29 protein-coding genes and 1 tRNA gene are annotated in these 25529 nt (G+C 63.0%); 12 read left to right on the plus strand and 18 right to left on the minus strand.

All coding sequences use genetic code 11. From position 1 onward, the window contains the following. Nucleotides 1–3: 3 nt before the first annotated feature. From PAF18_RS14100 to PAF18_RS14135, 8 genes are all read right to left on the minus strand, one after another. Nucleotides 4–789 (minus strand): type IV secretion system protein, encoded by a 786-nt coding sequence (locus PAF18_RS14100; protein WP_271116322.1) that lies wholly within the window; start codon nt 787–789, stop codon nt 4–6. Further along, nucleotides 786–1937 (minus strand): lytic transglycosylase domain-containing protein, encoded by a 1152-nt coding sequence (locus PAF18_RS14105; RefSeq protein ID WP_271116323.1) that lies wholly within the window; start codon nt 1935–1937, stop codon nt 786–788. Before PAF18_RS14105 ends, PAF18_RS14100 begins: the two co-directional genes overlap by 4 nt. Further along, nucleotides 1930–2142 (minus strand): hypothetical protein, encoded by a 213-nt coding sequence (locus tag PAF18_RS14110; protein WP_271116324.1) that lies wholly within the window; start codon nt 2140–2142, stop codon nt 1930–1932. Before PAF18_RS14110 ends, PAF18_RS14105 begins: the two co-directional genes overlap by 8 nt. Further along, nucleotides 2139–4511: a VirB4 family type IV secretion/conjugal transfer ATPase gene (locus PAF18_RS14115; RefSeq protein WP_271116325.1), complete on the minus strand. Its 2373-nt coding sequence runs from the start codon at nt 4509–4511 to the stop codon at nt 2139–2141. The genes PAF18_RS14110 and PAF18_RS14115 overlap by 4 nt, the downstream gene beginning before the upstream one ends. Further along, on the minus strand, nt 4501–4779 hold the full coding sequence (locus PAF18_RS14120; protein WP_271116326.1) for a VirB3 family type IV secretion system protein: 279 nt from the start codon (nt 4777–4779) through the stop codon (nt 4501–4503). Before PAF18_RS14120 ends, PAF18_RS14115 begins: the two co-directional genes overlap by 11 nt. Before the next feature lie 3 nt (nt 4780–4782). Further along, nucleotides 4783–5073, minus strand: a complete 291-nt coding sequence (locus PAF18_RS14125; RefSeq protein ID WP_271116327.1) for a TrbC/VirB2 family protein — start codon at nt 5071–5073, stop codon at nt 4783–4785. Next, nucleotides 5073–5669: a lytic transglycosylase domain-containing protein gene (locus PAF18_RS14130; protein WP_271118148.1), complete on the minus strand. Its 597-nt coding sequence runs from the start codon at nt 5667–5669 to the stop codon at nt 5073–5075. The genes PAF18_RS14125 and PAF18_RS14130 overlap by 1 nt, the downstream gene beginning before the upstream one ends. 79 nt (nt 5670–5748) lie before the next feature. Then, the gene (locus tag PAF18_RS14135; protein WP_271116328.1) at nt 5749–6066 is read right to left on the minus strand and encodes a hypothetical protein; all 318 of its coding nucleotides are present in this window, start codon (nt 6064–6066) and stop codon (nt 5749–5751) included. Nucleotides 6067–6228: 162 nt separating this feature from the next. On the opposite strand from PAF18_RS14135, the gene PAF18_RS14140 reads away from it, so the two are divergent. Continuing rightward, complete coding sequence (locus PAF18_RS14140) at nt 6229–6507, plus strand: hypothetical protein (protein WP_271116329.1); 279 nt, start codon at nt 6229–6231, stop codon at nt 6505–6507. A gap of 7 nt (nt 6508–6514) precedes the next feature. Here the strand turns inward: PAF18_RS14140 and PAF18_RS14145 are convergent, their stop codons facing one another. From PAF18_RS14145 to PAF18_RS14165, 5 genes are all read right to left on the minus strand, one after another. Further along, nucleotides 6515–7351 (minus strand): hypothetical protein, encoded by an 837-nt coding sequence (locus tag PAF18_RS14145; RefSeq protein WP_271116330.1) that lies wholly within the window; start codon nt 7349–7351, stop codon nt 6515–6517. Nucleotides 7352–7551: 200 nt separating this feature from the next. Continuing rightward, complete coding sequence (locus tag PAF18_RS14150) at nt 7552–7812, minus strand: WGR domain-containing protein (protein ID WP_271116331.1); 261 nt, start codon at nt 7810–7812, stop codon at nt 7552–7554. A gap of 300 nt (nt 7813–8112) precedes the next feature. After that, on the minus strand, nt 8113–8286 hold the full coding sequence (locus PAF18_RS14155) for a hypothetical protein (protein ID WP_271116332.1): 174 nt from the start codon (nt 8284–8286) through the stop codon (nt 8113–8115). A 64-nt stretch (nt 8287–8350) separates the two neighbouring features. After that, entirely contained in the window at nt 8351–9511 is a 1161-nt protein-coding gene (locus tag PAF18_RS14160; RefSeq protein ID WP_271116333.1) for a hypothetical protein, read from the minus strand. Between the two features lie 243 nt (nt 9512–9754). Beyond that, nucleotides 9755–10156, minus strand: a complete 402-nt coding sequence (locus tag PAF18_RS14165) for a helix-turn-helix domain-containing protein (protein WP_271116334.1) — start codon at nt 10154–10156, stop codon at nt 9755–9757. A gap of 112 nt (nt 10157–10268) precedes the next feature. On the opposite strand from PAF18_RS14165, the gene PAF18_RS14170 reads away from it, so the two are divergent. After that, on the plus strand, nt 10269–10946 hold the full coding sequence (locus PAF18_RS14170) for a hypothetical protein (RefSeq protein ID WP_271116335.1): 678 nt from the start codon (nt 10269–10271) through the stop codon (nt 10944–10946). A gap of 50 nt (nt 10947–10996) precedes the next feature. On the opposite strand, the gene PAF18_RS14175 is transcribed toward PAF18_RS14170, so the two are convergent. Then, entirely contained in the window at nt 10997–11335 is a 339-nt protein-coding gene (locus PAF18_RS14175) for an Arc family DNA-binding protein (protein ID WP_271118149.1), read from the minus strand. A gap of 50 nt (nt 11336–11385) precedes the next feature. Here PAF18_RS14175 and PAF18_RS14180 point away from each other — a divergent pair, with 50 nt between their 5' ends. The 3 genes from PAF18_RS14180 to PAF18_RS14190 are packed head-to-tail and all read left to right on the plus strand — an operon-like array spanning nt 11386 to nt 12942. Continuing rightward, nucleotides 11386–11580, plus strand: coding sequence for an Arc family DNA-binding protein (locus PAF18_RS14180; RefSeq protein WP_223191509.1), 195 nt, complete (start codon nt 11386–11388; stop codon nt 11578–11580). A 14-nt stretch (nt 11581–11594) separates the two neighbouring features. After that, nucleotides 11595–11855, plus strand: coding sequence for a hypothetical protein (locus tag PAF18_RS14185; RefSeq protein ID WP_271116336.1), 261 nt, complete (start codon nt 11595–11597; stop codon nt 11853–11855). Continuing rightward, nucleotides 11839–12942, plus strand: coding sequence for a tyrosine-type recombinase/integrase (locus PAF18_RS14190; protein WP_271116337.1), 1104 nt, complete (start codon nt 11839–11841; stop codon nt 12940–12942). Before PAF18_RS14185 ends, PAF18_RS14190 begins: the two co-directional genes overlap by 17 nt. Before the next feature lie 5 nt (nt 12943–12947). On the opposite strand, the gene PAF18_RS14195 is transcribed toward PAF18_RS14190, so the two are convergent. Continuing rightward, nucleotides 12948–13024: transfer RNA gene (locus PAF18_RS14195), tRNA-Arg, on the minus strand. 97 nt (nt 13025–13121) lie between these two features. On the opposite strand from PAF18_RS14195, the gene PAF18_RS14200 reads away from it, so the two are divergent. Together PAF18_RS14200 and PAF18_RS14205 are read left to right on the plus strand one after the other, a co-directional pair. Continuing rightward, nucleotides 13122–14147, plus strand: coding sequence for a LacI family DNA-binding transcriptional regulator (locus PAF18_RS14200; RefSeq protein ID WP_271116338.1), 1026 nt, complete (start codon nt 13122–13124; stop codon nt 14145–14147). A gap of 424 nt (nt 14148–14571) precedes the next feature. Further along, entirely contained in the window at nt 14572–15954 is a 1383-nt protein-coding gene (locus tag PAF18_RS14205) for a YfcC family protein (protein WP_271116339.1), read from the plus strand. Nucleotides 15955–16078: 124 nt separating this feature from the next. Here PAF18_RS14205 and PAF18_RS14210 read toward each other — a convergent pair whose 3' ends face one another. Together PAF18_RS14210 and PAF18_RS14215 are read right to left on the minus strand one after the other, a co-directional pair. Continuing rightward, nucleotides 16079–16939, minus strand: a complete 861-nt coding sequence (locus tag PAF18_RS14210) for a D-amino-acid transaminase (protein WP_271116340.1) — start codon at nt 16937–16939, stop codon at nt 16079–16081. 266 nt (nt 16940–17205) lie between these two features. After that, nucleotides 17206–17784, minus strand: a complete 579-nt coding sequence (locus tag PAF18_RS14215) for a transglycosylase SLT domain-containing protein (protein ID WP_271116341.1) — start codon at nt 17782–17784, stop codon at nt 17206–17208. A gap of 213 nt (nt 17785–17997) precedes the next feature. Here PAF18_RS14215 and PAF18_RS14220 point away from each other — a divergent pair, with 213 nt between their 5' ends. From PAF18_RS14220 to PAF18_RS14235, 4 genes are read left to right on the plus strand one after another with little or no spacing between them, the layout of a single operon-like run. Beyond that, the gene (locus PAF18_RS14220) at nt 17998–19404 is read left to right on the plus strand and encodes a circularly permuted type 2 ATP-grasp protein (protein WP_271116342.1); all 1407 of its coding nucleotides are present in this window, start codon (nt 17998–18000) and stop codon (nt 19402–19404) included. An 11-nt stretch (nt 19405–19415) separates the two neighbouring features. After that, nucleotides 19416–20363, plus strand: a complete 948-nt coding sequence (locus tag PAF18_RS14225; RefSeq protein ID WP_271116343.1) for an alpha-E domain-containing protein — start codon at nt 19416–19418, stop codon at nt 20361–20363. 2 nt (nt 20364–20365) lie between these two features. Then, on the plus strand, nt 20366–21178 hold the full coding sequence (locus tag PAF18_RS14230; RefSeq protein ID WP_271116344.1) for a transglutaminase family protein: 813 nt from the start codon (nt 20366–20368) through the stop codon (nt 21176–21178). 33 nt (nt 21179–21211) lie between these two features. Beyond that, complete coding sequence (locus PAF18_RS14235; RefSeq protein ID WP_271116345.1) at nt 21212–21940, plus strand: proteasome-type protease; 729 nt, start codon at nt 21212–21214, stop codon at nt 21938–21940. On the opposite strand, the gene mutS is transcribed toward PAF18_RS14235, so the two are convergent. Then, on the minus strand, nt 21937–24564 hold the full coding sequence (gene mutS / locus PAF18_RS14240; RefSeq protein WP_271116346.1) for a DNA mismatch repair protein MutS: 2628 nt from the start codon (nt 24562–24564) through the stop codon (nt 21937–21939). The two genes, PAF18_RS14235 and mutS, sit on opposite strands and share 4 nt — an antisense overlap. Nucleotides 24565–24660: 96 nt before the next feature. Between mutS and PAF18_RS14245 the strand changes: the two genes are divergently transcribed. Then, nucleotides 24661–25497 (plus strand): hydratase, encoded by an 837-nt coding sequence (locus PAF18_RS14245; protein WP_271116347.1) that lies wholly within the window; start codon nt 24661–24663, stop codon nt 25495–25497. The last annotated feature ends 32 nt before the right edge of the window (nt 25498–25529 follow it).

Below are 25529 nucleotides of genomic sequence, written 5' to 3' on the forward strand. Positions count from 1 at the left end.
CCGTCACCGCAGCTCCGGCAAGGTGAAATCCATATACCGGCGTTCCTCGGCGAGGGTGGCCGCATCGGCGACCCCGGCTTGGCCCGCGCCCACGGTCTGGATCGCTTCGAGCTCCCACATGCGGGTCATGGCGATGGCGAGCTCAGCCGTGACGCGGGTGTTGTGATCAACGGCTTCCTTGAGCGTTTCCATATCGGGGATGAGATCGACCAGCTGCGCGACCCGTTCGAGCGATTGGGCAGCCTCAGCATAGCTGTTTTGCGCAGCCGCTGACATGACCGCGCCGGTGCTGGCGGTTGACGCGGTGCGTTCTGCGCCCGGGTTGCCGCTGGTCGCCATTGTGGACAGCGTGTCCTGGTCAAAGCCCGCGTCTTCGAGGGCTTGCGTCATGCGGCCTTCCATCTCCGGCCCGGCATTGCCGATGAGCCCGGAGAAATCGCCGGTCTGGATCTGGGCAATCACATCGAGAAGATCGCCGAATTCCTGATCGAGCAGCCCGTCGAGGTCGCCGCCCATGGCCATCTCGAGGATATCGGACGCGCCGGTCAGCGCGGCATAGGTCTCGTTCAGCGTATCGAGCTGATCCTGGATGAGATTGATTTGTTCGAGCGCGGCGTCGAGCTGATCGGATTGGATCCCGAAATCCTCCAGCATTTGCTGCAGCTGCCGGATCTGCTGGGCGATGTTGCGGGTGTCCACCGTGGGCACACCCTGGGCAAGGATGGGCGACGCCGCAAACAGGGCGCAGGTGGATATCGTGGACAAGAACCGAATTGCCGTCTGTCTCATGGCAAAACCTCCAGGTCGAAATTGAGAAACGCTTGCTCGCGCGCTTGCGCGGCAGCCATGGCCAGAGCGGCGGCGCTGAGAGGCTGGGTATGCGCCGCCTTGAGGCGAGTTCGGATGGCCATGAGTCGGGCGAGCTCCGCGCGGGCATAAGTGTTGAGGGACATGGCGGCATGGATATCCTCCGTCTCTCCGATGCGGGTGATGATGTCCTGCAGGCGCAGGGCGGCGGCCTGGACCGAGACCAGGGAATAATCGCCATAGATCCCGGCGCCATGGGCGCTGAGGCTCATGGAGGCATTGGCGAGCAGCACCGGATCGATGGTGCCGAGCGCGTCGATCCCGCCCACGCGGGTGAGGTAGAGATTGTAGCGCTCTGGGATGACCTGGACGTAGTGCTGCGTCTCGGCAAACGGCGGCACGCCATCATAGCGCTGCACATTGCCGGGCCCGGCATTATAGGCCGCAAGCCCGAGGATGATATTGCCGCCGAACATGTTCAGCATCTGCGCGAGATAGCGCGCGCCGCCGGTGACTTGGATATACGGGTCCTCGTAATATGCAGGGTAGATACCAAGGTCTTGCGCGGTGCCGGGCATGATCTGGGTCAGACCAAAGGCGCCGACGGGCGAGCGCGCCCCGATCGAAAACCGGCTTTCCTGCCAGATCATCGCCTGAATGAGACAGCGCCATTGCACCAGCGAGAGGCCGGCGCGGCCCACGCCGGGCAGGCCATGGGTCTCGCGGGCCGCGCGGATGATGAGCGTCTCGATGGAGCCGGCCGCATCGCCAAACATCTGCGGTGCGGCGGGGTTGGGATCCATGGGGCCGAAGAGCGTGCCCGCGGCGGTCTCGTCGGAGCGCCCGGCCTCGAGACTTGCGATGCTCGCGCCAGTGTCGCCCGAGCCAAGGGCCGTGGCCTCGAGCAGATCCTCGAGCGCGGCCAGTTGGTCTTCTTCAAGGGCGGACAGCTCTTCTTCGCGGCTGAGGCGGTCGCGTTGCAGAGCGAGGTCCCGGTCGCCTTGGCCCAGGATCTGCTCGCGCTGCAGAAACGCGCCGAGATCGAAGGTCGGCACGCCTTGGGCTCCGGCCAGACTGGCCGGGCCGAGGGCAAGGAGGAGCCCTACGATGGGCGCGCGCCGCTTAGCCATCGATGGACGCCGTGGAGCCCGTCGGGCCAATGCCGTTCAGCATCTCGAAGCTGCAGTTGCTGCGGGTCACTTCTGCGAAACTGTTGAAACACTCCGCCTCGGACGGTCGGTAGGTGGCGCAGGCCGAGACGCTCAGGGCCAGACCAATCAGCAGGAAGTGTCGAGCCCAACGATTGGCCCATGGATTGATCCGTGTATGCGTCATGTCACTCTCCAGAAGTCCGGCTGATTACGATAATCCGCGCCGACCAGCGCCTCACCCTTCTCCATGCCGCCCAAGATGGTCAGATACGGGCCCAGGGCGCTGAGATCGGCGTCGATCACGACCGAGCCTTGATCGTCGCGCACAAGCGCCAGCCGCGAGCTGCTGCCGGTGCCCAGAAGCACCTCGAGCTCTTTGTCGGTCAGGCCAAGCACGGCGTAGTCAGACGCCGCGGCGCGGATATTGGGCAGGAGGAGCTGCGTGGGTACGGCTTCCACGATGGTCTTGCCGGTGCGCGTCTTCTCGAGCTGGCTTGCATATTGCGTCATCATCACGACGACGGCGTTTTGCTTGCGCGCGGTGACCAGCCAGTTCGACAGCCGGTCCGCGAAATACGCATTGTCGAGCGCCTTCCAGGCCTCATCGATGATGATCAGCGTGGGCCGGCGGTCCTCGATCACCCGCTCGATCCGGCGAAAAAGATAGGAAAGCACCGCCATGCGTTCCTTCTCGCTCTCGCTGTCGAGAATGCCCGTGAGGTCAAACCCCACCACATCGCCCGCCAGAGAAAACGTATCCTCCCCGCTCTGGCCAAAAATCCAGCCATAGCGGCCCTCGGCGGTCCATTCCTGGATCCGCTCGAAGAGATCGCCCTCATCGGCCCCGGCTACGAAGAGCGAGGCCAGGTCCTGCCAGTTGCGCAGGGCCGGATCGGAGGCCGTGGCGTTCTGGCGGACCACGTCCTGGATGCGGTTGATCTGGACCGGGCTCAGGGGTTTGTCGGTGCGGTGCAGCAGCGTGGCCAGCCAATCGGCGAGCCAGGCCTGGCCCCGCCGGTCGATCTCGGTGCGCAGCGGGTTGAGCCCGGTGGTCTCGCCCGCCTTGATGGCCGCATAGCGCCCACCATTTGCGCGCACCGCCATCTCCATGCCGGCACGGTAGTCAAAGACGAAGACCCGCGCGCCGCAGCGGCGGGCTTGGGTCATCAGGAAGGCCGAAAGCACGGATTTCCCCGAGCCGGGCCGACCGAGGATCAGGGTATGGCCGCCGGTCGGCTCTTTGTCGGGGCTGCCCGCCTCATGGTAGTTGAAGAGAAAGCCAGAGCGTTCCGGTGTCGGGAAAAGCGCGATCGGCTTGCCCCAGGGTAGCTGATCGCCCGCTTTGCCCAAGGGGCTGCGATGGAGGGCGGCCAGGTCCGCGAAGTTGAGATTGGTGATGGCGGCCTTGCGGCTGCGCATCTGCCCATTGCCCGGATGCTGCCCGAAATAATGCGTGCGCGCGGCAAAGGCCTCGCTGACCAGCGTCACGCCTTCGCTGGCCGCGATATTGCGGATCTCGGCGGCGATGGTGTCGAGCTTGTCTTCCGTCTCGGCAAAGACCGTCACGGTCATATGGTGGTCCCCGAAGCTCAGGCGCTTGGCTTCCAGATCATCGAGCGCATCGACCAGCTCTTCTGTCAGCGAAATCGCCCCGTCATCACTGGCCTTCATCAGCCGTTGTTGCCGCTTGATGCGGCTTGCCATGATGTTGCTGTTGATGGGCGTGAAGGAATGGGTGACCACCATGTCGATGGGCAGGCTTAGCTCGTCGAACATGGTGGGCCGGGTTTTGGCCGGATAGGTCTTGATGGCAAAACTGGTGCCGACCCGGCGGCCGGCGGTGCCATCCTCGAGCACAAAGGTTCGGCCGTGGAAGGTCACGCGCGTGTTGGCGACATCTTCCGCAATGATGCCAAAGCGGGATTTGGGGAACAGCGGGCGTTCCGCGCCAATGTTGAGCCCGCCGAGAAAGCCCAGAAGCTCACCGCTTGCGGCCCCAAGCAGGCGGGGGCGCATCTCGGCAAAGGACGACAGCAGAAACCCGACCACTTCCTCGAGCTTGCGCAGCTCTTTGGCGGTCTGCGCGCGCATCTGCTTCAGCGAGGCCGCAGCGCGCAACGGCAGGCGTGTGCTTGAGGACGGGCGTTTGAGCACGGTCAGCGTCAGGGTCTTGTCCCGGAGCCCCGCGGCGGCAAGCCCTGCGCGCCAGCGCTCGTCGACGGCGCGGGCAAAGCCGTCACCCTCAACCGCGGGCAGATCCACATCGATCGCCTTCGAGACCTTGTGGACGTAGAACCCATACTCGGACCCGATCTGGGCGATGATGGCCGCAAGCCGGGCGCGGGTCTTCTCAAGATGGGCGTCCTCGCTGGTCATGCTGTTGACGCCTTCGAGGCGGATGCATTCGAAAAGCGCATTGCCACGCGTGCGGATGGTCACGTCATCGACGAGGCTCACATAGGGCAGCATCAAAGCCATGGGCCGCTCGCGCGCCGCCCAGGCCGGCAGGCCGGTCAGATCATCGGCATCGGGCTCAAACCGCTCAGGGCGCATAGCTGTCGCCCCCGTGGATCTGCCGATTGCCTGTCGGCGGCGTCTCCTGCAACGCAGTGACCACCACTTCGAGGAAGGCCGGGTCCCAATCGGCCGCCTTCCACAGCGCCGGATAGGCGAGGCCCGCGAGGATGATCACAGGCCAGCTTTGCACCCAGAGAAACACCAGCACGAAGCCGAAGAGCCAGACCATCGCATACATGATCGGCAGGCCGATGAGCTTGGGCGGGCGGATGAGGCCCAAAAACAGCCGGGTCTCAGCCGCCATAGCTCACGCGCCCCAGATGGCCGTCACGATGGTCGGTGCCGCCGCAATGCCCGCGATCGCCACCAGCACCCAGAGCGCTTGACGGAAATCGAGGATGCCGAAAAGCCAGGACAGAAAGACGCCAATGAGCGCCAGCGTGCCGATCACGATGCCCAAGGGGCCAGTGATCGTATCGACAATGCCCTGCAACAGGTTCTGCACAGGTGAGAGATCGATGCTTTGCGCCAGCGCAGGGTCGGCGAGGATGAGACCGGCCAGAGCCAGCCCGAGGAACAGGCGGAATTGGGAGGACATCAGGAGGCTCCTGTCAGGCGATCACGCACAGCGAAGACGCGGCGGACGTGATTTTGGGTCTCGGAATAGGGTGGGATGCCGCCGTGGCGCGCGACCGCGTCTGGCCCCGCGTTGTAGGCGGCAAGTGCGAGCTCGGCCGTGCCGAAGCGGGTCAGCATGGCGAGGAGATAGCGGGCGGAGCCGTCGAGGTTCTGAGCGGGGTCGCGCGGATCGACGCCGAGCTCACGGGCCGTCTCGGGCATGAGCTGGCCGAGGCCGATCGCGCCGGCGGAACTCACGGCAGAACGCCGATAGGCGCTTTCCACTTCGATATTGGCCTGAAACAGCGTCAGCCAGTCGGAGGCGGTGAGGCCCGCGGCACGCAAAGCGGGGTGGCCGGCGTAGCGCAAGGCCGTGTCCTGGAGCGCGGCGAGGATCTCGGGGTGTGGGGTCGTAGGCGCAGGCGCGGGCGTAGAAGGTGCAGCAGGTGCCTGACGCGCGCCCGCATCTTCGCCGAAGACAACAAGACCCGTGGGGCCAACCGGCCGCCCCGCCACATAGCTCTGCGCAAATCCCGTCTGCGGGGCCTGCGCTGCCAGCTGGCCATCGGCGGCCATGGCGAGCACAAAACCCTCCGCCAGGACCGGGGAGGAGAGGGTCAGGGCAACGCAGGTGAGGAGCGCAAACGCGGGGCGATCAGCCCGGCAACTGGTGCGTGCCGATCTTGCCTTCAACCATCGGGATCGAGACCAGATCCAATCCAAGCCCGGTAAGGAAGCTGGTAAGCCCGTTGATCGTTCTGAACTCCCGCGCAGCCATGTTGTTGCGCGCGGTAACCAGAAGCCGTCGCTCGCCATCCGGGGCCACGCAATGCACCGTCCAGACGCCCGACCATTGGGCCCCCGTCCGTTCCGGCGTGACCCGGCACAGCACATCGCAGCTATGGTCCTCACCGAGGAGTTTGCGCAATCCGTCTTCGCTAACGACATTCGGGGCGTCTTGCATCCAGTTCATGTGATCCGGGCCTTCCAACAGATCGGAGAGCCCGGCTGTCCCCCATGGACAGGCAAGCCCTACAAGATTATAGCAATGCATTCAAGCCGTATATATTCGATTGAATCGGCCCTTATGCGACATCGCAGAAGTACCGCGACAGGGGCGGCATGCCAAGGTTCTATGGGCGCCTGGAGGGTCGGGATTGCCGCTTGTGTGGTTCTGGGCGCCGCGACGGCAGTGCATGCGGGGGCCTGCCTTGCGCCCGAGGCGCCGTTTATCCCGACGGATCCCGCAGACATCCGGGCCTATGCCGATCTTTTGCGGCAAGACTTCGAGGCCTACTTCGCCGACGCGCAAGCCTACTTCCGGTGCATGGAGCAGGAGCGCCAGCGAGTCTTCCGCGAGGCGCAGGACGTGACCGAGGCCTATGGGTGGATGATCGAGGTGGTGGGGGAGTGAGCCCCGCTCAGAGCACCAATCCAGGTTTGCCGCCGCCGCAAGACGGGCATTTCCGCTCGGCGATCTCGAGCTCCGGCGCTCCGTAGTTCAGCCCGCAGGTGCTGCAAGCCATCTGAAAAACACGCCGAGCCTTTTCGGATCCAGCGTCATGCATGACACGGATGACAATCTGCCCATTGAGATTGCAATATCCAGGTTCCGTAAGGCCGGATGTTTGCCGGCTTTGGGGTGCCAGCGCTTTGGCGCTCTTTTGGGTCTTACGGGCAGGCGGCCCCGCGTCGACACCCAGTATCCAGCCCTCATACGTCGCGGCCAGACGCTGCTTGTCAGACAAATCCGGCTGAAACGCTGCCGCCAGGCCATCGTTTTGATCCGCATCCCTGAGCCACGAAGCAATGGAAAATGCATTGTGTTGCGGGACGGACCGTTCCCCCCTGTCATATAGATTCTTGAAGACGTGGGCGCGTGCCTCAACCAGGCAAGAGCCACCATCGGGCACCGTCCAGCCGTCAAAAGGCCAAACGTGAAGATCGGGGCAGTCCTCGCGTAGACTTCGCAGAAACGGCAATCCCGCGTGCGTGGCTGTTGCGACTTGCCGCGGAACATCAAAGTCGAAAGGCGACTTTGCCTTGCAGGCTTTATCCGTCACCCTGAACCAGGTCTTCAGCCCGCTGCGGCCCGCCCCGGTGGACCTGCGGCCCTGCCGCAAGAAATCCACGTAGTAATGCTCCATGTCTGCGGGCCAATACTGATAGAAGTCATCGAGAAAAATGTCCCAATCCCGACTGACGCCATGCCGTTTGAAATAGGCCTCTGGAAACGAAAACGCGTGATCAATGGCCACGACTGTCGCAGTTGGCTCGGAAAGGCATTCTCTGAGCCAATGAGACAGCTCGCGTCGTGACCAATACTTGCTGCCTCCAGGCGGCGGTGACACCTCTTCTGCGGGCCCACCTGCCGTGCTCATGTACACGCGCAACCCTTTGAGGCCCGAATCTGGTGTCTCAGCGCCGGAATAATTGATACCGATTGTCCGCTGAAACCTCATTTGGGCGCATCTTCAATGCGATAGCCTCGTTTCCGTTTGGCCGCCATCAGGTCCGCCAGGGCGTTGATCGCGCGGCCTTCATCCGGATGATGATCAATCCGGACTTGCCCAGAACTTCCAAGTCTGCCCCACTCCCGGATCAAGGATGCACCCCCGAACAGGTCGCGCTGCACGACCATCATGTAAAAGCGGCGCAGGTTTTGCGCAGGCTCTTCGCGCCGTAGTCGAATCTGGTCTGGGAATACTTCGAACTGCATGATTTGATACTACATGTTGTGGCTGGAGTGCGTCCATACTCAATTTAGAGCTTGCGTGATGTCCCATCGTTGACCACGCTGATGGTGAAGCTGCCAAGAACGGGGGGCATTATGAGCGATTCCATTTCCAAAACGTGCTGCCCTTGGTGTGGTGGCTCCGCGCGCGAGGCACAGGTTGGTGACAATTGCGGCGAGGCCGTCGCAGTGCCGTCGCCGAAACACTGCGCTTCGCAGGCGCCGCAAGTGGTGTTCCGCACCGTGCGTGACAAATCGCTAGAGGACAGCCGGCACGCGGCCTGATCACACTCCGCGAAACAGGACGCCGGCCGTCATCAGTCCCCAGGCAATCGTCATCATCCAGAAACCTGATGTCGGCAATGCCACTACCGCGATGCCAAAGACCGGGAGGAGCGCCAGAACCGCGCAAATCACTGACATCAGGAAGATGATGAAAGAAGGGGCTGTCAGTCGCATATCGTACTCCGTTCATTGAGGATTTTCCTCCTCAATGCCAAAGAGCAGGCCGAAACACTACCCTTCAATGGCGGGTGGCGTTTCTGGTCGCTTCAAACTCCGCCAGCTTGGTGGCCAGCCGGTGCGCCATGAGGTCTTCGCTTCGCGCTCCGTTTCGCGCTCCGTTGACCAATTTGTTCAACTGGGTGAGAGCCCATTCTTTGGCGTCGATCCTGTCGCTGGCGGCGATCAAGTATCCGAAGGCCTCATCGATATCGAACGGGCTCGCTTCGTACCCACGACCCGCCAAAAGCTGGTTGAGGGCGTGCAGCGCAACCTGCGCTGCAAATCTGGGCTCGGTCTCCGCAAAATCCCGCGCGGCCCGGGTAAGGGTTGCCGGAGCGGCGTCCATATCGGCCGCACAGTCGAGCGCGATATCCAGAAACCCCGCCGTCTTGGCCGTGGCGAACCATTTGCCCTTGTTGCCGTAAAGCGCAATCAGGTCTTCGAGCACAGCCCGCGGATCGCGATCCGGATAGCGTTTGATCAGGTCGCGCCATATGGCGAGCCAGGTGGTGCCGGTGGCACTGGGTAGGCCAAAGCGGTGGTAGGCCTCGTCGTGTTTGCCTTGGTCCTTCAGGATGTCTTCGCAAAAACATTGGATGTCACGGGCCCGCCAAACAGCCCGGTCACTCTCAAGCAGACTGCTCGCCACGGCGAGCGCCTCGTCATTCAGTCCTTGACGCACCAACGCTTCGGCCCCGTATTTCTCATAGTGCCACATCCGTGTCTTGGCCAAGTTCAGCAGCGCGAACACTTCGTCGTATCGTCCGGCTTCCAGCAGGCACGACAGTGTCAGGGTCGCGGTTGGCACATGGGAAAAGACCGAATGATCTGCCCATGCTATACGAATAAGATCGAGATCGCGGTCGGCATGGTCTTGTTGCAAAGCGGGAAACACCGCGATTTCGCCGAAGCGGTCGGCGAGGGGCGAGAGATAATCGACCCCATCTTCTGCGATGGCGTCCCGCAGGCGTTCGAGCCAGGCCGCCCGTGTTGGCTCATCAGCTGGTGCCTCGATCAGGATCGGAAGGAGTTGTTCGAGCGTGCGATAGACGGCATTTCCCAACGACCCCGACGAGGTATCGATATGTTCAAATGCCGGCCAAATACGCTCGGCCAGTGCAACGCAGCCTTCCGCCGCAGCGACAGGATCCTTGCGGCGCACCGCTTTGATTTCGCTCACAGCGGCTTTTAGGCGCGCGACAGCCTTAGCAGACCCGCGCCACCCGAAAGCGCCGGCGCGCATACCCGCCTTGAATCCCCATTTGTGTTTTGACGCCCGCGCCATCCGTGCCTCCCTCGCCAAGCGCGAAGATGGCACGGGAACCGCGGGTTTTGAAGCAGCAACGCCATCGATCGACTGCTGCAATCCGCAGCCAAGCCGATGGACGGGCACGCACAGCAAGAGACCGCGAGCGGTCGGGCGCTAGCTCTTCGAGGGCATTTCCGCGGGCACGTCGTCTTCTTCGAGCTCCGGCTGGGTATTGTGCAGGACGATCTGGGTGGCCCCATTGTTCCACAGATAGACCAAGCCGATCTCTTCATCGCTGTTCATGGCGTTGATCCGGCCGAGCGGCTCGGCCTTCATGCGACGTTCTTCACTGTCTAACATTTTGCCTGGCATCCTTCTCAGCAAATCCGGTGGTTCCACACCCAGAATACGAGCGATCGGAGCCAGCTTGTCCGAAGACACCGACGTCTTGGCCAACTCGATCCGCCCCATGTAGCTGCGGTCAATTCCAGCGCGCAACGCAAGCTCTTCCTGGCTGATCCGTAGCAACCGCCTGTAATTCTGAATATTTAGCCCGATGAGGTTCCTCAATTCCATGGCCTGTAATTGGCCAAGTCACGGGTGCGCTCTACGGATTATAATCCGCTTTCGTACAGCGCGCTGCGAGAAAGGCTTGACCTGCCGCTCATTCATCCACATTGCTGTCAATATGATTCATTACTATAGCAATGTTGAGGGCGCCGATATGAGATCACATCGACTACGCAACTGGGTCAGCGGCGCCGCGCTGGCAGTCTTCTCGAGCATCGCGCCTCAAGTGGTCAAAGCTTACCCGGTGGATTGCGCCATCTTGCTTTGTCTTGCGGGTGGTTGGCCGGCCTCTGCAGAATGCGCGCACGCCCGTGCCGTCTTCATTCGCAGGATCACGCCATGGCCCATCGAGCCACCGCTACAAATCTGGCGGTGCCCCATGGGTGTCGCTGATCGAGCGCCGTTGCAAAGCGTGCCGCCGACCATTTTGCAGGCGAGCGGTTTGCCAGGTCTTGATCCATCCGACCTTATTCGCGTCAACGCAGAGAGCGGCAGCGCCGATATTGATATCAGCGGGATCGAGTTCGATTTTGTCAGATCGATCCGCGTCTGGGATGTCCGTCACTACAGCCATCGCGAGCGCGGTGAAGATGGCGATTGTGAAGAACGATTCTCTATGCGGCTCGGCACCTATGGCGCGCAGGGCGACTTCGCGTGGCACCCGGCGACCCCATCTGCCGCACCAACATGGGTATTGCCGTCGCGCAGTTGTTCATGGGGCAGCACGCGACGCGGCGTCGGTGTGGAGTGGGAAGACCACGAAGGCAATCACGGCTTCGAGTGGGTGAGTTACTGATGCCGGCCCAGTTCGCGCTTTCCCCGAGGGGGCAGAGGGACAGCGACCTCTCAATCTCGGCCGCGTTCCTTCGCGCTCCGGTCAATAGCATCGGCTCGCGTGATGATCTCCGCGGCAATGCTCTCATACATTTGCGCGCGCCGGTCGCGCGTCGATCCGGGCTTGGGCTCTTGGCGCCTGATCCGTTTTGCAAGCCAAAGCAAAATACGCGCTCCGGGCTCCTGAACCGTCTCAGGTGTTTTCGGCGGGTAGTGCTCTTCCAGAAGGGCAACAATCTCAGCGTTCATGCTGCGCCGGTTCGCCTCGGCCTTTTCGCGGATGCGATCCCGCAGGCCGTCGGGCATGCGGATGATATATTTGTCTTGGGTTACTGAAGGATAATTCGTCATGATGGCCACCCGCCATAATTTAGCCGTTGACGCAATGCTGGCGTGTCGCCATGTTTAAGTCAAACCAAATCGGGAGAAGACCTGTGGGGCATCGTGAACAGTTGCAGCTGCGGCTGCCCAAAGAGCTCAAAGACTGGATCGCACAGGAGGCTGCGCGCAACTGCAGCTCGCAAAACTCAGAGGTCATTCGGGCGCTTCGGGTCGCGAAGGATATCGCGCAAGGAGCAGGTCAAAAAAGAGGATAAATCGATGAAGAACCTTGCTCTTCAAAAGCAGTTTTCTTGTCGCCTACTCAGCGCCGGGGCTGTCTCAAATGCCTAATCGTCCCGCAAAAGTTACGCGCACAGAGATCAGCCGTGCCCTGCGTGGCGCTGCTGAGGCTGATTTTATCGTTGGAGCGTATACCGTGAACCACGAGACCGGCGAAGTGACTGTCTATCGCGAGGGTTACACCCCGATTAAGTCCAGCGGTCCGGATATCGACCTTTTATTGAGGAAGAACGATGGTGAAGCGTCGTAAGAGATTTCCTGGCGTCACCAAAGCAACCGATCGTCATGGAAAAACCCGGTGGCGGTTGCGCAGGACGATAAAGGGCCGACGAATCGATTGCTACATCGATGCTGTTTTTGGCTCTGAGGATTTTCGGACTCAGTATGAAGCGGCGCTTGCAGAACCTCAAAAGAAGAAAACCTCTGGTGTGGCTGAGCGCACCATTTCTTTCCTAATCGAAGACTACCTCGGTTCTCGCGCCTTCAAGGAGCTGGCGCAGGCCACACGCTATGCGAAACGGCTAAGGCTTGACTGGATACGTTCGACCATTGGTGAAGCGCATTATCAGGACCTCCTGCCGCGCCATGTTACGGCTCTCATGGATCGCAAAGGCGGCCCTGAAGCTGCAAACCGCTTACACAAAGATTTGGCGCAACTCTATAAGTGGGCTAGCCGGCAACATGGGTACACAGGCCGAAATCCCACGGTCGAAGTCGACCGCCAGAAGATCGAAACTGACGGATATCACACGTGGACGCGTGAACAGATCGCACAGTTTCGAGCTTTCTACCCATCTGGAACTAAGGAGCGCCTCGCCTTTGAGTTGGTTCTGGGGACCGGGGCTGCAAGGCAAGACGCTGCACGGATGGGGCCGCTCAACATCCGGGGAGGTGTTATCCGGTATTCGCGCGGCAAAACTGGAGGCAAAGTCGAGTTGCCACTTGCGAAGCTACCGGATCTCGCGCGAGAGCTTGGCGTTCACCAAGAAAACAGGGACGTATTCGTCGCCCGCAAAGATGGGCGGCCCTACACCACTGAAGGTTTTGGCAATTGGTTTGCCACGATGGCGCAGGCCGCAGGCCTCCCAACCGAGTGCCGCATACATGGGCTTCGCAAGCACGGCGCAATGCGTTTGGCTGAGGCTGGCGCCACAGAAGCGCAAATCGCGGCCTTCTTGGGACACCACTCTCACCACGAAGCAAGACGCTACATCGCTGCTGCGAGTCGCATGACACTCGCCTCTTCAGCGCTCGATTTGCTTACAAATTTGCCCAACCTCGACGGGGGGTTGGGCAAAACCACCCTTCAAGATACTGATAAGAAAGGCATAAAATGACCAATTGGCGACCCCGGCAGGATTCGAACCTGCAACCTGCCCCTTAGGAGGGGGCTGCTCTATCCAGTTGAGCCACGGGGCCACGGCTCTTCTTGTGCCGGGGTGGGCGAGGTTTGGCAAGATGCTTGCCCTGCGGGGTTGTCATGCGCTAACTCAAGAAAACGATCTGGAAAATCCGCATGTCGAACCGCAAGACCCGCCGCCCTCTGACGCTTCGCGATGTTTCGGAGGCGTCCGGCGTGTCCGAGATGACGGTCAGCCGCGTCCTGCGCAATCGGGGCGATGTGTCGGCGTCCACGCGAGAGAAGGTGCTGACGGCGGCGAAGACGCTCGGATATGTGCCCAACAAGATTGCCGGCGGGCTGGCCAGCCAGCGGGTCAATCTGGTCGCTGTGGTCATCCCGTCACTGTCGAATCTGGTGTTTCCAGATGTGCTGACAGGCATCTCTGCCGAGCTTGACGATACTGCATTACAACCTGTGATCGGTGTAACGAACTATTCGCTCTCTCGAGAAGAATCCGTGCTTTACGATATGCTGTCTTGGCGACCATCGGGCGTGATCCTCGCCGGGTTGGAGCATAGCCGCACGGCGCGGGCGATGCTCGATGCGGTCTCGGTGCCGGTGGTTGAGATCATGGATACGGATGGCGATGAGATCATCGATACCGTGGTCGGGATCAGCCATCGCGAGGCCGGGCGGCAGATGGCCGCGGAAATCCTTGGCGCAGGCTATCGGCGGATCGGGTTCATCGGCACGCATATGCCAGAGGATCATCGCGCGAAGAAACGGCTGGAGGGGCTGGAGGCAGCGCTGTCCGAGGTCGGCATGACGCTGGCGGCGCGGGAATACTATCAGGGGAACTCCTCGCTCGCGAAGGGCCGCGAACTGACCGAGCGCATCCTCGCGCGCGAGCCGGATCTGGATTTTCTCTATTATTCCAATGATATGATCGGTGCGGGCGGGCTGCTTTGGTGTCGCGAACAGTGCTATGATATTCCCGGCAAGCTGGGGCTTGCCGGGTTCAACGGGGTCGATCTTCTGGACGGATTGCCGATTCGCCTGGCGACGACGGATGCGCGGCGGGTCGATATCGGGCGGCGCGCGGCGCGGATCGTTTCGGGGAAAGAGTCGCGGCCCGATGGTGGGAAGCTGTCTCTGAACCCGTATTTCATGCCTGGCGATACGATCCGCTCGCCCCGCTGAAACCAGCCTGCAAAGCGCGCGCACAGGCCATACACCGCGCGGAGCCAGAGCGTCCACCGGACGAGCAGGCCGCGCCATATCACAGCCAGAGACAGCCCTGTTACAACTATAAGTTGTTTTCCTTTGGCGACGGTGTCGTGATTTGCGTCTGCTTTACCAAAGGGGCGAATTATGCAAGGGGCTGATCTGGCGTCGGAAGATCTTCGCTTATCATAAAAATGATTTCATTTCAGGGTTGCGCAGAGCCTTCACTCCGGGTTCCATCACGCATGTGACTGGCGCGCGAAAGGCCGCGACGCTGCGCCGCCCGCGAACCCGTCACGATGACAGGCAGGCAGACCCCGAGGGAGGATTTCATCATGGCCGAAACCGAGCCGACAGACGCACGCGCGCCCGCGCGCCCGCGCCGCGCGGCGGATTCCGGATGCCGGATATTTACGTGATCCTGTTCGTGTTCACGGCGATCGCGGCGATTGCCACGCATTTCATACCGGCCGGTGAGTTCGATCGGGTTGAACTGCCCAATGGGCGGGTTGCCATCGATGCCGAATCGTTTCGCTATGTCGAGGCTGATCCGGTCGGTCTGACGCAATTCATGATGGCGGTGCCGAACGGTCTGGTCGATGCTTCGGTCGTGGTCTTCTTCACCTTCATCATCGGCGGAATGTTCATGGTCATCCGCCGAACCGGGGTGATCGAGGTCGCGGTGGACAAGCTGACCCGGCGCTTTGCGGGACGCTCGGTCCTGGTCATTCCGGTGCTGATGACGGTCTTTGCCGTGGTCGCCACGCTGATCGGCACGCAGGAGCTTTCGCTGGTCTATGTGCCGGTGATCCTACCGCTGATGATCGCGCTGGGATTCGACTCGATGACCGCCGTGGCGGTGGCGCTGGTGGCGACCACCTCGGGCTTTACCGCAGGGGTGCTGAACCCGATCAATACCGGGCTGGGGCAGACCATCGCGCAGGTGCCGCTCTGGTCCGGGCTGGGGCTGCGGGCGGTGCTGTTCGTCTGCCTGCTGGCAGTGGGTATCCTGTACACGGTCCGCTATGCCGCGCGGCTGCCTGACGATAGCGGCAAGAGCCTGCTATCCGATGATCCCGCCGAAGCGGATAAGCGGAAGCGCTATCGCCATGCGACAAGCGATGCGCCTTTGCAGTTCAGCTCGCGCCAGATGGCGGCGGGGATCGTTGCGCTGCTGTTCTTTGCGGTGATGGTCTGGGGCGTGCTGAGCCAGGGCTGGTTCATGCTGGAGATGTCGGGGCTGTTCGTCATCATGGGCGTTGTCGTCGGGCTGGTCGCCGGGCTGAAACCCGGTGAGATCTGCGACGGGTTCAACGAGGGGTTCCGCGACGTGCTGGTCGGCGCGATGATCGTCGGGATCGCCCGCGCCGTCGCGGTGATGCTGGAACAGGGTCAGGTCATGGACACGATGGTGAACGGGCTTGGCACACTGGTCGGCGGCTTCCCGGAGGTGCTGTCGGCGGTGGGGATGTTCATCTCGCAGCTCGGATTCAACTTCGTGATCCCGTCTGGCAGCGGTCAGGCACTGGTGACGATGCCGATCATGGCACCTCTTTCGGATCTGATCGGGGTGACGCGGCAGACCTCGATCCTCGCCTATCAGCTTGGCGACGGACTTTCGAACATCATCTTCCCGACTTCGGGCTATTTCATGGCGACGCTGGCGTTGGCCGGGGTCAGCTGGGATCGCTGGGTCCGGTTCTTCCTGCCGCTGTTCGGGATCTGGGTCGCGATTGCCGCAGGGTTCATGATCTTTGCGCAGAGCACCCAATGGACCGGCTGAGGGAGCGCGCCCGAGCGCCCCTGTCTGCCGCGAGAGCGCGACAGGAGCGCCGGGATTCGACCTCGGGCCGACGCCGGCCCGGCAGGTATGCGAACTGTATTCCGGGACAGGAAGAGGCGGCGGCTCAGACCGCCGTCTTGCGCATCTCGTCGAGATAGATCTCGCGCAGGCGGGTCGCAATGCGGCCCGGCTTGCCCTCGCCGATCTGCGCGCCGTCGATCTGGACCACCGGCATTACGAAGGCTGAGGCCGAGGTGACGAAAGCCTCATCGGCGCTGGCGGCCTCTTCGGCGGTGAAGCCACGCTCCTCCACATTCATCTGAGCCTCGCGCGCCAGCCGCAGCACAGCGGCGCGGGTGATGCCGTGCAGGATGTCATGGGACAGCTCGCGGGTGATGATGGTATCGCCCTTGACGATATAGGCGTTGTTCGAAGTGCCTTCGGTGATCTTGCCATACTCGACCAGCCAGGCATCGTCTGCGCCTGCCTCCTTGGCCATCATCTTCGCCATCGAGGGGTAAAGAAGCTGCGTCGTCTTGATGTCGCGCCGCCCCCAGCGCTGATCGGGCACGGTAATGACCGACCAGCCGGTCTGTGCTGCCGGGTTCTCGGCCAGGCCGGGCTTGGACTGGGTGAAGGCGACCACGGTCTGCGGCGTGTCGGCGGGCGGATAGGTGAAGTCGCGATCGCCGGGATTGCCGCGCGTCACCTGCAGATAGATCATACCGTCGCGCATTTCGTTGCGCGACACCAGCTCGCGGAACATCGACAGATAGTCATCATCGCTCATCGGGTTGCCGATCCCCAGCGCCTCGAGCGAGCGGCCGAGCCGGGCCTGGTGGCCCTCCATGTCGATCAGCTTGCCGTCCAGCACGCTGACCACCTCATATACGGCATCGGCCATCACGAATCCCCGGTCGAAGATCGAGATGGTGGCGTCTTCTTCGGGAAGATATTCGCCGTTCACAAAGACGATACGGGACATTTCGGGCTCCTGACTGGCGGTTTCTTGCCGTCTTGCGCCTGTCTTAGGCGTGCGTCAAGCGCCCGCATTGACGCCTATGGTTGACAGAATGACCTGTGCTCAGGCAGAAGTGATGCATCGTCAGGCGATGTGAGTCTGGCGCAATGATATACGCAGGGTGTCTGACGGGGAGGTCAGGACATCCGACGCGGGAGGAGACAGGCCCTTCGCCATGATGCGAAGGGCCTGTTTCTTTGTCACATCGAGAGTCTGCGCGCGCGGCGGGATCAGCGGCAGGCGCTGAGCTGGGCGTGATACATCTCGGCGCGGGACTGGACGCGGTTGGCGACGCTCATCAGCCACCCCTTCGAGCGATAGGAGCCGCGCGCGTAGCCCGAGCGGCCTTCGTGATAGGCGAGATACTGCCCGCGTGCATCCCATTTCGAGATCCCCAGACGGCGGGTTGTCTCGTTCATGTACCAGCCCATGAAGTCGGTCGCGTCGCGGATATTATCGCGGCGGGCGCGGCGATTTCCGGTGTCCTGCTGGTATTCCTCCCATGTGCCGTCGAGGGCCTGGCTGTAACCATAGGCCGAGCTTTGACGGCCGACCGGGATGACGCCGAGCGCATATTGATGCGGGGTGCGGGCGTCGCCGATGAATTTCGATTCCTGGTGAATCGCCGCCATCTGCACGGCAACGGGGATGCCCCAGCGGCTTTCGGTGCGCTGCATGGCGCGATAATAGGCGGGACGCTCTGCGACGATGGCGCAGGCGTTTTCGAGGTCGCGCGGTGCGGAATAATTGCCTCCGCCGCCGCAGGAGGCGACGAGCATCAGAATCGCCAGCTTCAGAAACCTGTTCATGACTGCCTCTCGTTCTTCATTTTTCCCGGCAGTCTAGGGCAAAGCGGCGGCGGGTTAAACATCTTCCGCATCTGCCGCGAAAACAGGCAGCGTTCGGAACTTCGCCGCAGAAGCCCCGTTAGATCAAGGCGGTCGCTTTCAAACCGCCGCGCGGCGCGCCATGCTGTCTGGCCGGGCGCAGCACGCAGCCGGTCGCCGAGGGAAGGGGTGAGAATGTATTACAACGAGATGTTCGACGGCGAGAAGGTCCGCGAGGCCTATACCAGCCTGTCGGATTGGGTCGAACGGATGCCGGAGGATCTGCGGCAGATGAAACAGGCCGAGGCGGAAGCGCTGTTCCGCCGCATCGGCATCACATTCGCCGTCTATGGCGATGGCGGCGACCCGGACCGGCTGATCCCCTTCGACATGATGCCGCGCGTCTTCACCCAGGACGAGTGGCGCGGGCTGGAGCGCGGCATCCGTCAGCGCGCCAAGGCGCTGAATGCCTTCCTGAACGATGTCTATTCGCGCGGCGAGATCGTGCGGGCCGGCAAGATCCCGGCGCGGCTGGTTTATCAGAACGAAGCCTATGAAAAGGCGGTGGTCGGGTTCATGCCGCCGCGCGGGGTCTATAGCCATATTATTGGCACTGATCTGGTACGGACCGGGCGCGACGAGTTCTTCGTGCTGGAGGATAACTGCCGCACCCCGTCCGGCGTCAGCTATATGCTCGAGAACCGCGAGATCATGATGCGCATGTTCCCCGAGCTGTTCCGGGGCAACAAGATCGAGCCGGTGGACGGCTATCCCGAATTGCTGCGCCACACGCTGGAATCCGTTGCGCCGAAGAAATGCCAGGGCAAGCCGCGCGCGGTGATCCTGACACCGGGCCATTTCAACAGCGCCTATTACGAGCACAGCTTTCTCGCCAATCTGATGGGGATCGAGCTGGTCGAGGGCGCGGATCTGTTCGTCGAGGGCGAGTTCGTCTATATGCGCACCACCGAGGGTCCAAAGCGGGTCGACGTGATCTATCGCCGGATCGACGATGCGTTTCTGGACCCGCTCACCTTCCGGCGCGATTCGATGCTGGGCGTGCCGGGGCTGATGGATATCTATCGCTCGGGCGGGGTGACGATCTGTTCGGCGCCCGGTGCAGGTGTGGCCGATGACAAGGCGATCTATACCTTCGTGCCCGAGATGGTCCGCTTCTATCTGGGCGAGGAACCGATCCTGAAGAATGTCGATACCTACACGCTGTGGGAGGATGACGACTACAAATATGTCATGGATCATCTCGGTGAGCTGGTCGTGAAGGAGGTTCACGGCTCGGGCGGATACGGGATGCTGGTCGGGCCGCGCTCGACCAAGGAAGAGATCGAGACCTTCCGCAAGCTGATCCAGAAGAACCCTCATAATTATATCGCGCAGCCGACCCTGGCGCTGTCCACCTGCCCGACCTTTGTCGAGGAAGGCATCGCGCCGCGCCATGTCGATCTGCGTCCCTTCTGTCTGTGCGGCGACCGGATCGAGCTTGTGCCTGGCGGGCTGACCCGTGTGGCACTGAAGGAAGGGAGTCTTGTCGTCAACTCGTCTCAGGGCGGGGGCGTCAAGGACACCTGGGTCCTGTCGGAATAAGGGGGATAGTCATGCTCAGCCGTACCGCATCCAACCTGTTCTGGCTTGGCCGCCATATGGAACGCGCCGAGACCGCGTCGCGCCTGTTCGAGGTGGGCGCACGCATCACCATGCTGCCCAATACCGAAGAGGGCTATCGCAACGAATGGGAATCGCTGCTGCGCGCTTCGGCGGCGTCGGATCTTTATCGCCGCGCCTATGACGAGGTGAACGAGGAGAACATGGAGAAATTCATGATCTTCGACCGCGACAATCCCTCTTCCGTGGCAAGCTGCATGTATAACGCCCGCGAATCCGGGCGCATCGTGCGCACCGCGCTGACCAGCCGGGTCTGGGATGCGCTGAACGTTGCCTGGCAAGAGATCCGGTCGTTGGGGCCGGGACAGGAAGATGCCGCCGATCTGGCTGATATGGTGGCGCGGCACGCCTCGACCGTGCACGGCGCGATCGACGGCACGCAGCTGCGCAATGACGGGTTTCATTTCATGAAGCTCGGCAATGCGCTGGAACGTGCGGATTCGACGGCCCGCGTGCTGGACGTGAAATATTTCGTGCTGCTGCCGCGGGTGGAATTCGTCGGATCGGGGCTGGACAGCTATCAGTGGCAGGTGATCCTGCGCGCGCTGTCGGCGCATCGGTCCTTTCATTGGGCCTATGGCGACGATGTGAGCGCCGGGCGGGTCGCGCATTTCCTGATCCTCAACGGAGAGGCGCCGCGGTCGCTGATCACCTCGGTGCACGAGGCGCTGTGGCATCTGGACTCGCTGGTGCGCCGTTACCGCGATGACGTGCCGCATACGGCGCGCGACCGGGCGCAGGCCCTGGCAGACCGGCTGAACGGGCTGGATATCGACGAGATCTTCTATGAGGGGCTGCATGAGTTCCTGACCGACTTCATCATCGAGATCGGCCAGATCGCGAGCTGCGTGCAGGCCGATTATTTCCACGGAAGGGGCTGAGAATGCGGCTCAGGATTAGCCATCACACGGTGTATGATTACGAGCGCCCGGTCAGCTTCGGGGTGCAGAGCCTGCGGGTGACTCCTTCGGTTTTCCAGGGCCAGAAGGTAATTTCGTGGAATGTCGATATGGGCGCGCAATGCGAGGCCGGGGCCGGGTTCCGCGACGGGGCCGGGGACTGGGTGCAGCTATGGACCATTCGCGGCCCGATCACCCAAGTACCGGTGCGGCTTGAAGGCGAGGTCGAAACCACCGACATGGCCGGGGTGCTGCGCGGTCACCGCGAGATCATTCATCCGGCGGTCTATCTGCAATCCACCGAGGCCACCGAGCTGAATGACGAGATCCGCGATATTGCGGCAGGGCCGGAACAATCCCTGTCCGCGTTGGACCTGGCCCATGCGCTGTCGCATCTGGTCCACGAGCGCATCCCCTACAGATCGGGCGTCACCAATGGCCGGACCACGGCGGCCGAGGCGTTTTCGATCGGCGGCGGCGTCTGTCAGGACCATGCCCATGCACTGATCGCGCTGGCGCGCGCGCGGGATTTGCCGGCGCGCTATGTCTCGGGCTATCTGCACGCCGATGCCGAGGGCAACGCCCATGAAGCCGCACATGCCTGGGCCGAGATCCATGTCGGCGGCCTCGGCTGGGTCGGATTCGACGCGGCCAACAAGACCTGCCCGAACGATCTTTACGTGCGCACTGGCTCGGGGCTCGATTCGCGCGACGCGGCACCGATCCGCGGGGTAACCGCGATGGGCGGGGCCGAGAAGCTGGAGGTTAAGGTTGCGGTGAGCCGAGTCGAGGCGTAGACAGCGGCGCGTGAAAACTCGCCTGGAACGAAAATGACCTATTGCGTCGCACTGAAGCTGAATGCCGGATTGGTGCTGTTGTCGGACACGCGCACCAATGCCGGGTTGGACAATATCTCGGTCTATCGCAAGATGTTCTTCTTCGAGGAGCCGGGCGAGCGGGTGGTCGGGATCATGACCGCGGGCAGCCTGTCGGTCACCCAAACCACCATCGCGCGGTTGCAGGAGGCCATCGATTCGCCCGAGGCGAGTGAGCATAATTCGATCATGAAGGCGGGCTCGATGCTTGGCGTGGTCGGCATCATCGGCGACACCCTGTCGCGCACCCGCCGCGAGATCGCCGCCCAGCATGCCGATCTGCGCCAGAGCCAGGCCTCGGCCAGCATGATCGTCGCCGGTCAGCGCTCGGGCGGCGATATGCGGCTGTTTCTCGTCTATCCCGAGGGCAACCATATCGAGGCGACGGAGGACACGCCCTATCTTCAGATTGGCGAGCATAAATACGGCAAGCCGATCCTCGACCGGGTGGTGACGCCGGCGACCAATCTGGAGGACGCGCAGAAGGCGGTTCTGTTGTCGATGGATTCGACGATGAAGTCGAATCTGTCGGTGGGCATGCCGCTGGATCTCGCGATCATCGAGAACGATGCCTGCCGGGTCAGCGCCAAGCGGCGCATCCTGCAAAGCGATCCGCAATTTTCGGCCATGTCCGAAGCCTGGTCGGAGGCGCTGCGGGAAGCCTTCGTCGAGATGCCGCTTTAACGGTCGGTCAATCCCTTCAGCTCATAGATCAGATCCAGAGCCTCGCGCGGAGTCAGCGCGTCGGGGTTCAGCCCGCGCAGCCGGGTTTCGGCTTCGCTTTCCTTCGGTTTGGCGGGGGCCGGCGGCGGCGCGGCGCGGAACAAAGGCAGGTCGTCGATGATCTCTGCCGGATGGACCGCACCCTCGCGTTCGCCGGATTCCAGCAGGTCCAGAATGTCGCGGGCGCGTGTCACCACCGCGTCGGGCAACCCGGCCAGCCGCGCCACCTGCACCCCATAGGAGCGATCGGCGGCGCCCTTGCGCACCTCGTGCAGGAAAATCACCTCACCCTCCCATTCGCGCACGGCGACGGTGGCGTTCTCCACCCCGTCCAGCTTGGCGGCGAGCGCGGTGAGCTCGTGGTAATGCGTCGCGAACAGCGCGCGGCAGCGATTGACCGCTTGCAGGTTCTCCATGACCGCCCAGGCGATGGACAGCCCGTCCCAGGTCGCCGTGCCGCGCCCGATCTCGTCGAGGATCACGAGCGCGCGGTCGTCGGCCTGGTTGAGGATGGCGGCGGTCTCGACCATCTCGACCATGAAGGTGGACCGCCCGCGCGCGAGATCGTCCGCGGCGCCGACGCGGCTGAAAAGCTGGCTAACCAGCCCGATATGGGCGCGCGTCGCGGGGACGAAGGAACCGGCCTGCGCAAGGATCGCGATCAGCGCGTTCTGGCGCAGGAAAGTCGATTTCCCGGCCATGTTCGGGCCGGTCAGCAGCCAGATTGCCGGGGTTTCGCCGCCGGTCAGCGCGCAGTCATTGGCGACGAAGCTGTCCGCCTTGCGTTTCAGCGCCCGTTCCACGACCGGGTGGCGCCCGGCCTCGATTTCGAAGGCGCGGCTGTCGTCGAGCTGCGGGCGGGTCCAGGCTTCGCCGGTGGCCAGATCGGCGAAAGCGGCGCTCAGGTCGATCTCGGCCAGGGCCCGCGCCGCCTGACCGATGGGCGCGGCGGCGGCCAGAACCGCCTCGCGGAGCCGGGCGAAGATCGCCCGCTCGATCTCAAGCGCGCGGTCGCGGGCATTGACGATGCGGGTCTCCAGCTCGGACAGCTCGACCGTGGTGAAGCGGATCTGGTTGGCGGTGGTCTGGCGGTGAATGAAGGTTTCCGACAGAGGCGGGGCCATCATCTTCTGGGCATGGGTCGCGGTGGTCTCGATGAAATAACCGAGCACGTTGTTATGCTTGATCTTGAGGCTGCCGACCCCGGCGAGTTCCGCATATTCGCCCTGCATCCGGGCGATGACGCCGCGCCCCTCGTCGCGCAACTGGCGGGTCTCGTCCAGATCGCCGTCAAAGCCCGCCGCCACGAAACCGCCATCGCGCGCGAGCGGGGGTGGTTCGGCGATAAGTGCGTCGTCCAGCAGCTCGATCAGATCGTCATGGCCGGTCAGATCGCGCGCGGCCTCGGCCAGCACCCGCGGCGCGTCCTCCGGCAGCATTCCCGACACCGAGATCGCCTGCGTCAGCCCCGCCCTGACCGCCCCCAGGTCGCGCGGCCCGCCCCGGTCGAGCGCCAGACGCGACAGCGCCCGGTCCATATCAGGCACCCGCGACAGCGCCTCGCGCAGATCGGCGGTCAGCCTCGCATCCTCGGCCAGATGCTGCACTGCGTCGTGGCGGGCATGGATCGTTGCGAGATCGCGCGACGGGGCCGAGATGCGACGTTCCAGAAGCCGCGCACCCGCTGCGGTAGAGGTCCGGTCGATGGCCGAGAGCAGCGAGCCCTCGCGCCCGCCGGACAGAGACTGCGTCAGTTCCAGATTGCGCCGGGTCGCCGCGTCGATCTGCATCGCGCCCGCGACCTGCTCTCGCTGCGGGGGGCGGATCAGGGGAAGCTGTGATTTCTGGGTCAGTTCCAGATAATCCGCAATCGCCCCCATCGCGGCGAGTTCGGCGCGGGTGAAGCTGCCGAAGCCGTCCAGCGTCTCGACCTTGAACAGCGCCGCAAGACGCCGTGTCGCGGCTGTGGAGTCGAAGCTGTTGGGCGGCAGCTCGGTCAGCGCGGCGCCGGCCTCTTCGGCAAGCTCGTCCAGCCGCGCGCCTTCGGCGACCAGCAATTCGCGCGGAGCGATGCGGGCCAGTTCCGGCGCCAGCCGCGATTGCGGACAGGCCATGACCCGCAGCGCCCCGGTCGAGATATCGACCCAGGCAAGCGCGGTCTCGTCCCGCACCTGCGCGAAGGCGGCGAGGAAATTATGCCGCCGCGCTTCCAGCAGGGTCTCTTCGGTCAGCGTGCCGGGTGTGACCAGCCGCACAACGTCGCGGGCGACGACGGATTTGCTGCCGCGTTTCTTCGCCTCGGCCGGGTCCTCCATCTGCTCGGCAATGGCGACGCGGAAGCCCTTTCGGATCAGCGTCAGCAGGTAGCTTTCCGCCGCGTGCACGGGCACGCCGCACATCGGGATCGGCTGGCCCTGATGGGTGCCGCGCTTGGTCAGCGCAATGTCCAGAGCGGCGGCGGCCTGCACCGCGTCGTCGAAGAACATCTCGTAGAAATCGCCCATGCGATAGAACAGCAACGCACCCGGATTGGCCTCGCGGATCGCAAGATACTGGGCCATCATCGGGGTCGGCTGATCGGACATGATGCCTCCTTCTGGGCGCCTGTTCTAGCGCATCACGCGGTGATTGCCAGAGCGCGGAGGCTGGGGCAGGCTGATCGGATCAGGGAGGATGCGGTTATGAAATACGCAATTGCGATTCTGGCGGTCTCGGCAGGCCCGGCCCTCGCGGAATGTCCTGCGCCCGAGACGATCTATGCCGCCGCCGAGGGCTGGCTGGCCGGCGAAAGGCTGCCCGATCCGGGCGTGGAGAATATGGAAGACGCGGCCTGCGCCTATACGCATTGGCGCGAGCGGCTCGAGGATGAATATGGTCGTCCGGTCGGGGTGAAGGTCGGGTTTACCTCGGCCCCGGCGCAGGAACGCTTTGGCGTAGATGGCCCGGTGGCGGGCGCGCTGTTCCGGCCGATGCTGCTGGAAAACGGTGCGGAAATCAGCCTGAACGGGTCGCGCACGCCGTTCTTCGAGGCCGATCTGGTGGTTACGGTTGCCGACCCCGAGGCTCTGGCGGCAGCGACCACGCGTGAGGAAGCTGCGGCGGCTCTGGGTGCGGTGCAGGCCTTCATCGAACTGCCTGACATGGCTCTGGCCGAAGGGGTCCAGCCCAACGGTGCGATCATGGCCTCTTACGGCGTGATCCCGTGGCGCGGGGTTCTGGGCGAATCGCTGCCGCTGGCCGAGTTGGCCGACCCGGTGGACGAGCTGGGCGCGCTGACCGCGACGCTCTCTGCGAATGGCGAAGAGATGGACCGGGCCAGCGGCGAGGCTTTGCTGGGGCATCCTTTGGATGTCGTGCTGTGGCTGGCGGGGCAGGGGAATTACGACCTCTCCGAAGGATCGGTGATCTCGCTGGGCTCCCTCGGCGCGCTGCACCCCGCCGAACCGGGGCTGGAGATCCGGGCCGATTACCAGATCGGTGACAAGGCGCTGAGCGTGACGGCGGTGACGGTGGAATAGCGCACGGCGTCTCACTGACCGTTGGTGCCATG

The organism is Paracoccus sediminicola, assembly GCF_027912835.1.
GTDB lineage: Bacteria > Pseudomonadota > Alphaproteobacteria > Rhodobacterales > Rhodobacteraceae > Paracoccus > Paracoccus sediminicola.

Bases quoted from the DNA above. Each gene is read 5' to 3' on its own strand.
- PAF18_RS14100 (WP_271116322.1), bottom strand. From the start codon at position 789: ATGAGACAGACGGCAATTCGGTTCTTGTCCACGATATCCACCTGCGCC.
- PAF18_RS14105 (WP_271116323.1), bottom strand. From the start codon at position 1,937: ATGGCTAAGCGGCGCGCGCCCATCGTAGGGCTCCTCCTTGCCCTCGGC.
- PAF18_RS14110 (WP_271116324.1), bottom strand. From the start codon at position 2,142: ATGACGCATACACGGATCAATCCATGGGCCAATCGTTGGGCTCGACAC.
- PAF18_RS14115 (WP_271116325.1), bottom strand. From the start codon at position 4,511: ATGCGCCCTGAGCGGTTTGAGCCCGATGCCGATGATCTGACCGGCCTG.
- PAF18_RS14120 (WP_271116326.1), bottom strand. From the start codon at position 4,779: ATGGCGGCTGAGACCCGGCTGTTTTTGGGCCTCATCCGCCCGCCCAAG.
- PAF18_RS14125 (WP_271116327.1), bottom strand. From the start codon at position 5,073: ATGTCCTCCCAATTCCGCCTGTTCCTCGGGCTGGCTCTGGCCGGTCTC.
- PAF18_RS14130 (WP_271118148.1), bottom strand. From the start codon at position 5,669: ATGGCCGCCGATGGCCAGCTGGCAGCGCAGGCCCCGCAGACGGGATTT.
- PAF18_RS14135 (WP_271116328.1), bottom strand. From the start codon at position 6,066: ATGAACTGGATGCAAGACGCCCCGAATGTCGTTAGCGAAGACGGATTG.
- PAF18_RS14140 (WP_271116329.1), top strand. From the start codon at position 6,229: ATGGGCGCCTGGAGGGTCGGGATTGCCGCTTGTGTGGTTCTGGGCGCC.
- PAF18_RS14150 (WP_271116331.1), bottom strand. From the start codon at position 7,812: ATGCAGTTCGAAGTATTCCCAGACCAGATTCGACTACGGCGCGAAGAG.
- PAF18_RS14155 (WP_271116332.1), bottom strand. From the start codon at position 8,286: ATGCGACTGACAGCCCCTTCTTTCATCATCTTCCTGATGTCAGTGATT.
- PAF18_RS14165 (WP_271116334.1), bottom strand. From the start codon at position 10,156: ATGGAATTGAGGAACCTCATCGGGCTAAATATTCAGAATTACAGGCGG.
- PAF18_RS14170 (WP_271116335.1), top strand. From the start codon at position 10,269: ATGATTCATTACTATAGCAATGTTGAGGGCGCCGATATGAGATCACAT.
- PAF18_RS14175 (WP_271118149.1), bottom strand. From the start codon at position 11,335: ATGACGAATTATCCTTCAGTAACCCAAGACAAATATATCATCCGCATG.
- PAF18_RS14180 (WP_223191509.1), top strand. From the start codon at position 11,386: ATGTTTAAGTCAAACCAAATCGGGAGAAGACCTGTGGGGCATCGTGAA.
- PAF18_RS14190 (WP_271116337.1), top strand. From the start codon at position 11,839: ATGGTGAAGCGTCGTAAGAGATTTCCTGGCGTCACCAAAGCAACCGAT.
- PAF18_RS14200 (WP_271116338.1), top strand. From the start codon at position 13,122: ATGTCGAACCGCAAGACCCGCCGCCCTCTGACGCTTCGCGATGTTTCG.
- PAF18_RS14205 (WP_271116339.1), top strand. From the start codon at position 14,572: ATGCCGGATATTTACGTGATCCTGTTCGTGTTCACGGCGATCGCGGCG.
- PAF18_RS14210 (WP_271116340.1), bottom strand. From the start codon at position 16,939: ATGTCCCGTATCGTCTTTGTGAACGGCGAATATCTTCCCGAAGAAGAC.
- PAF18_RS14215 (WP_271116341.1), bottom strand. From the start codon at position 17,784: ATGAACAGGTTTCTGAAGCTGGCGATTCTGATGCTCGTCGCCTCCTGC.
- PAF18_RS14220 (WP_271116342.1), top strand. From the start codon at position 17,998: ATGTATTACAACGAGATGTTCGACGGCGAGAAGGTCCGCGAGGCCTAT.
- PAF18_RS14225 (WP_271116343.1), top strand. From the start codon at position 19,416: ATGCTCAGCCGTACCGCATCCAACCTGTTCTGGCTTGGCCGCCATATG.
- PAF18_RS14230 (WP_271116344.1), top strand. From the start codon at position 20,366: ATGCGGCTCAGGATTAGCCATCACACGGTGTATGATTACGAGCGCCCG.
- PAF18_RS14235 (WP_271116345.1), top strand. From the start codon at position 21,212: ATGACCTATTGCGTCGCACTGAAGCTGAATGCCGGATTGGTGCTGTTG.
- mutS (WP_271116346.1), bottom strand. From the start codon at position 24,564: ATGTCCGATCAGCCGACCCCGATGATGGCCCAGTATCTTGCGATCCGC.
- PAF18_RS14245 (WP_271116347.1), top strand. From the start codon at position 24,661: ATGAAATACGCAATTGCGATTCTGGCGGTCTCGGCAGGCCCGGCCCTC.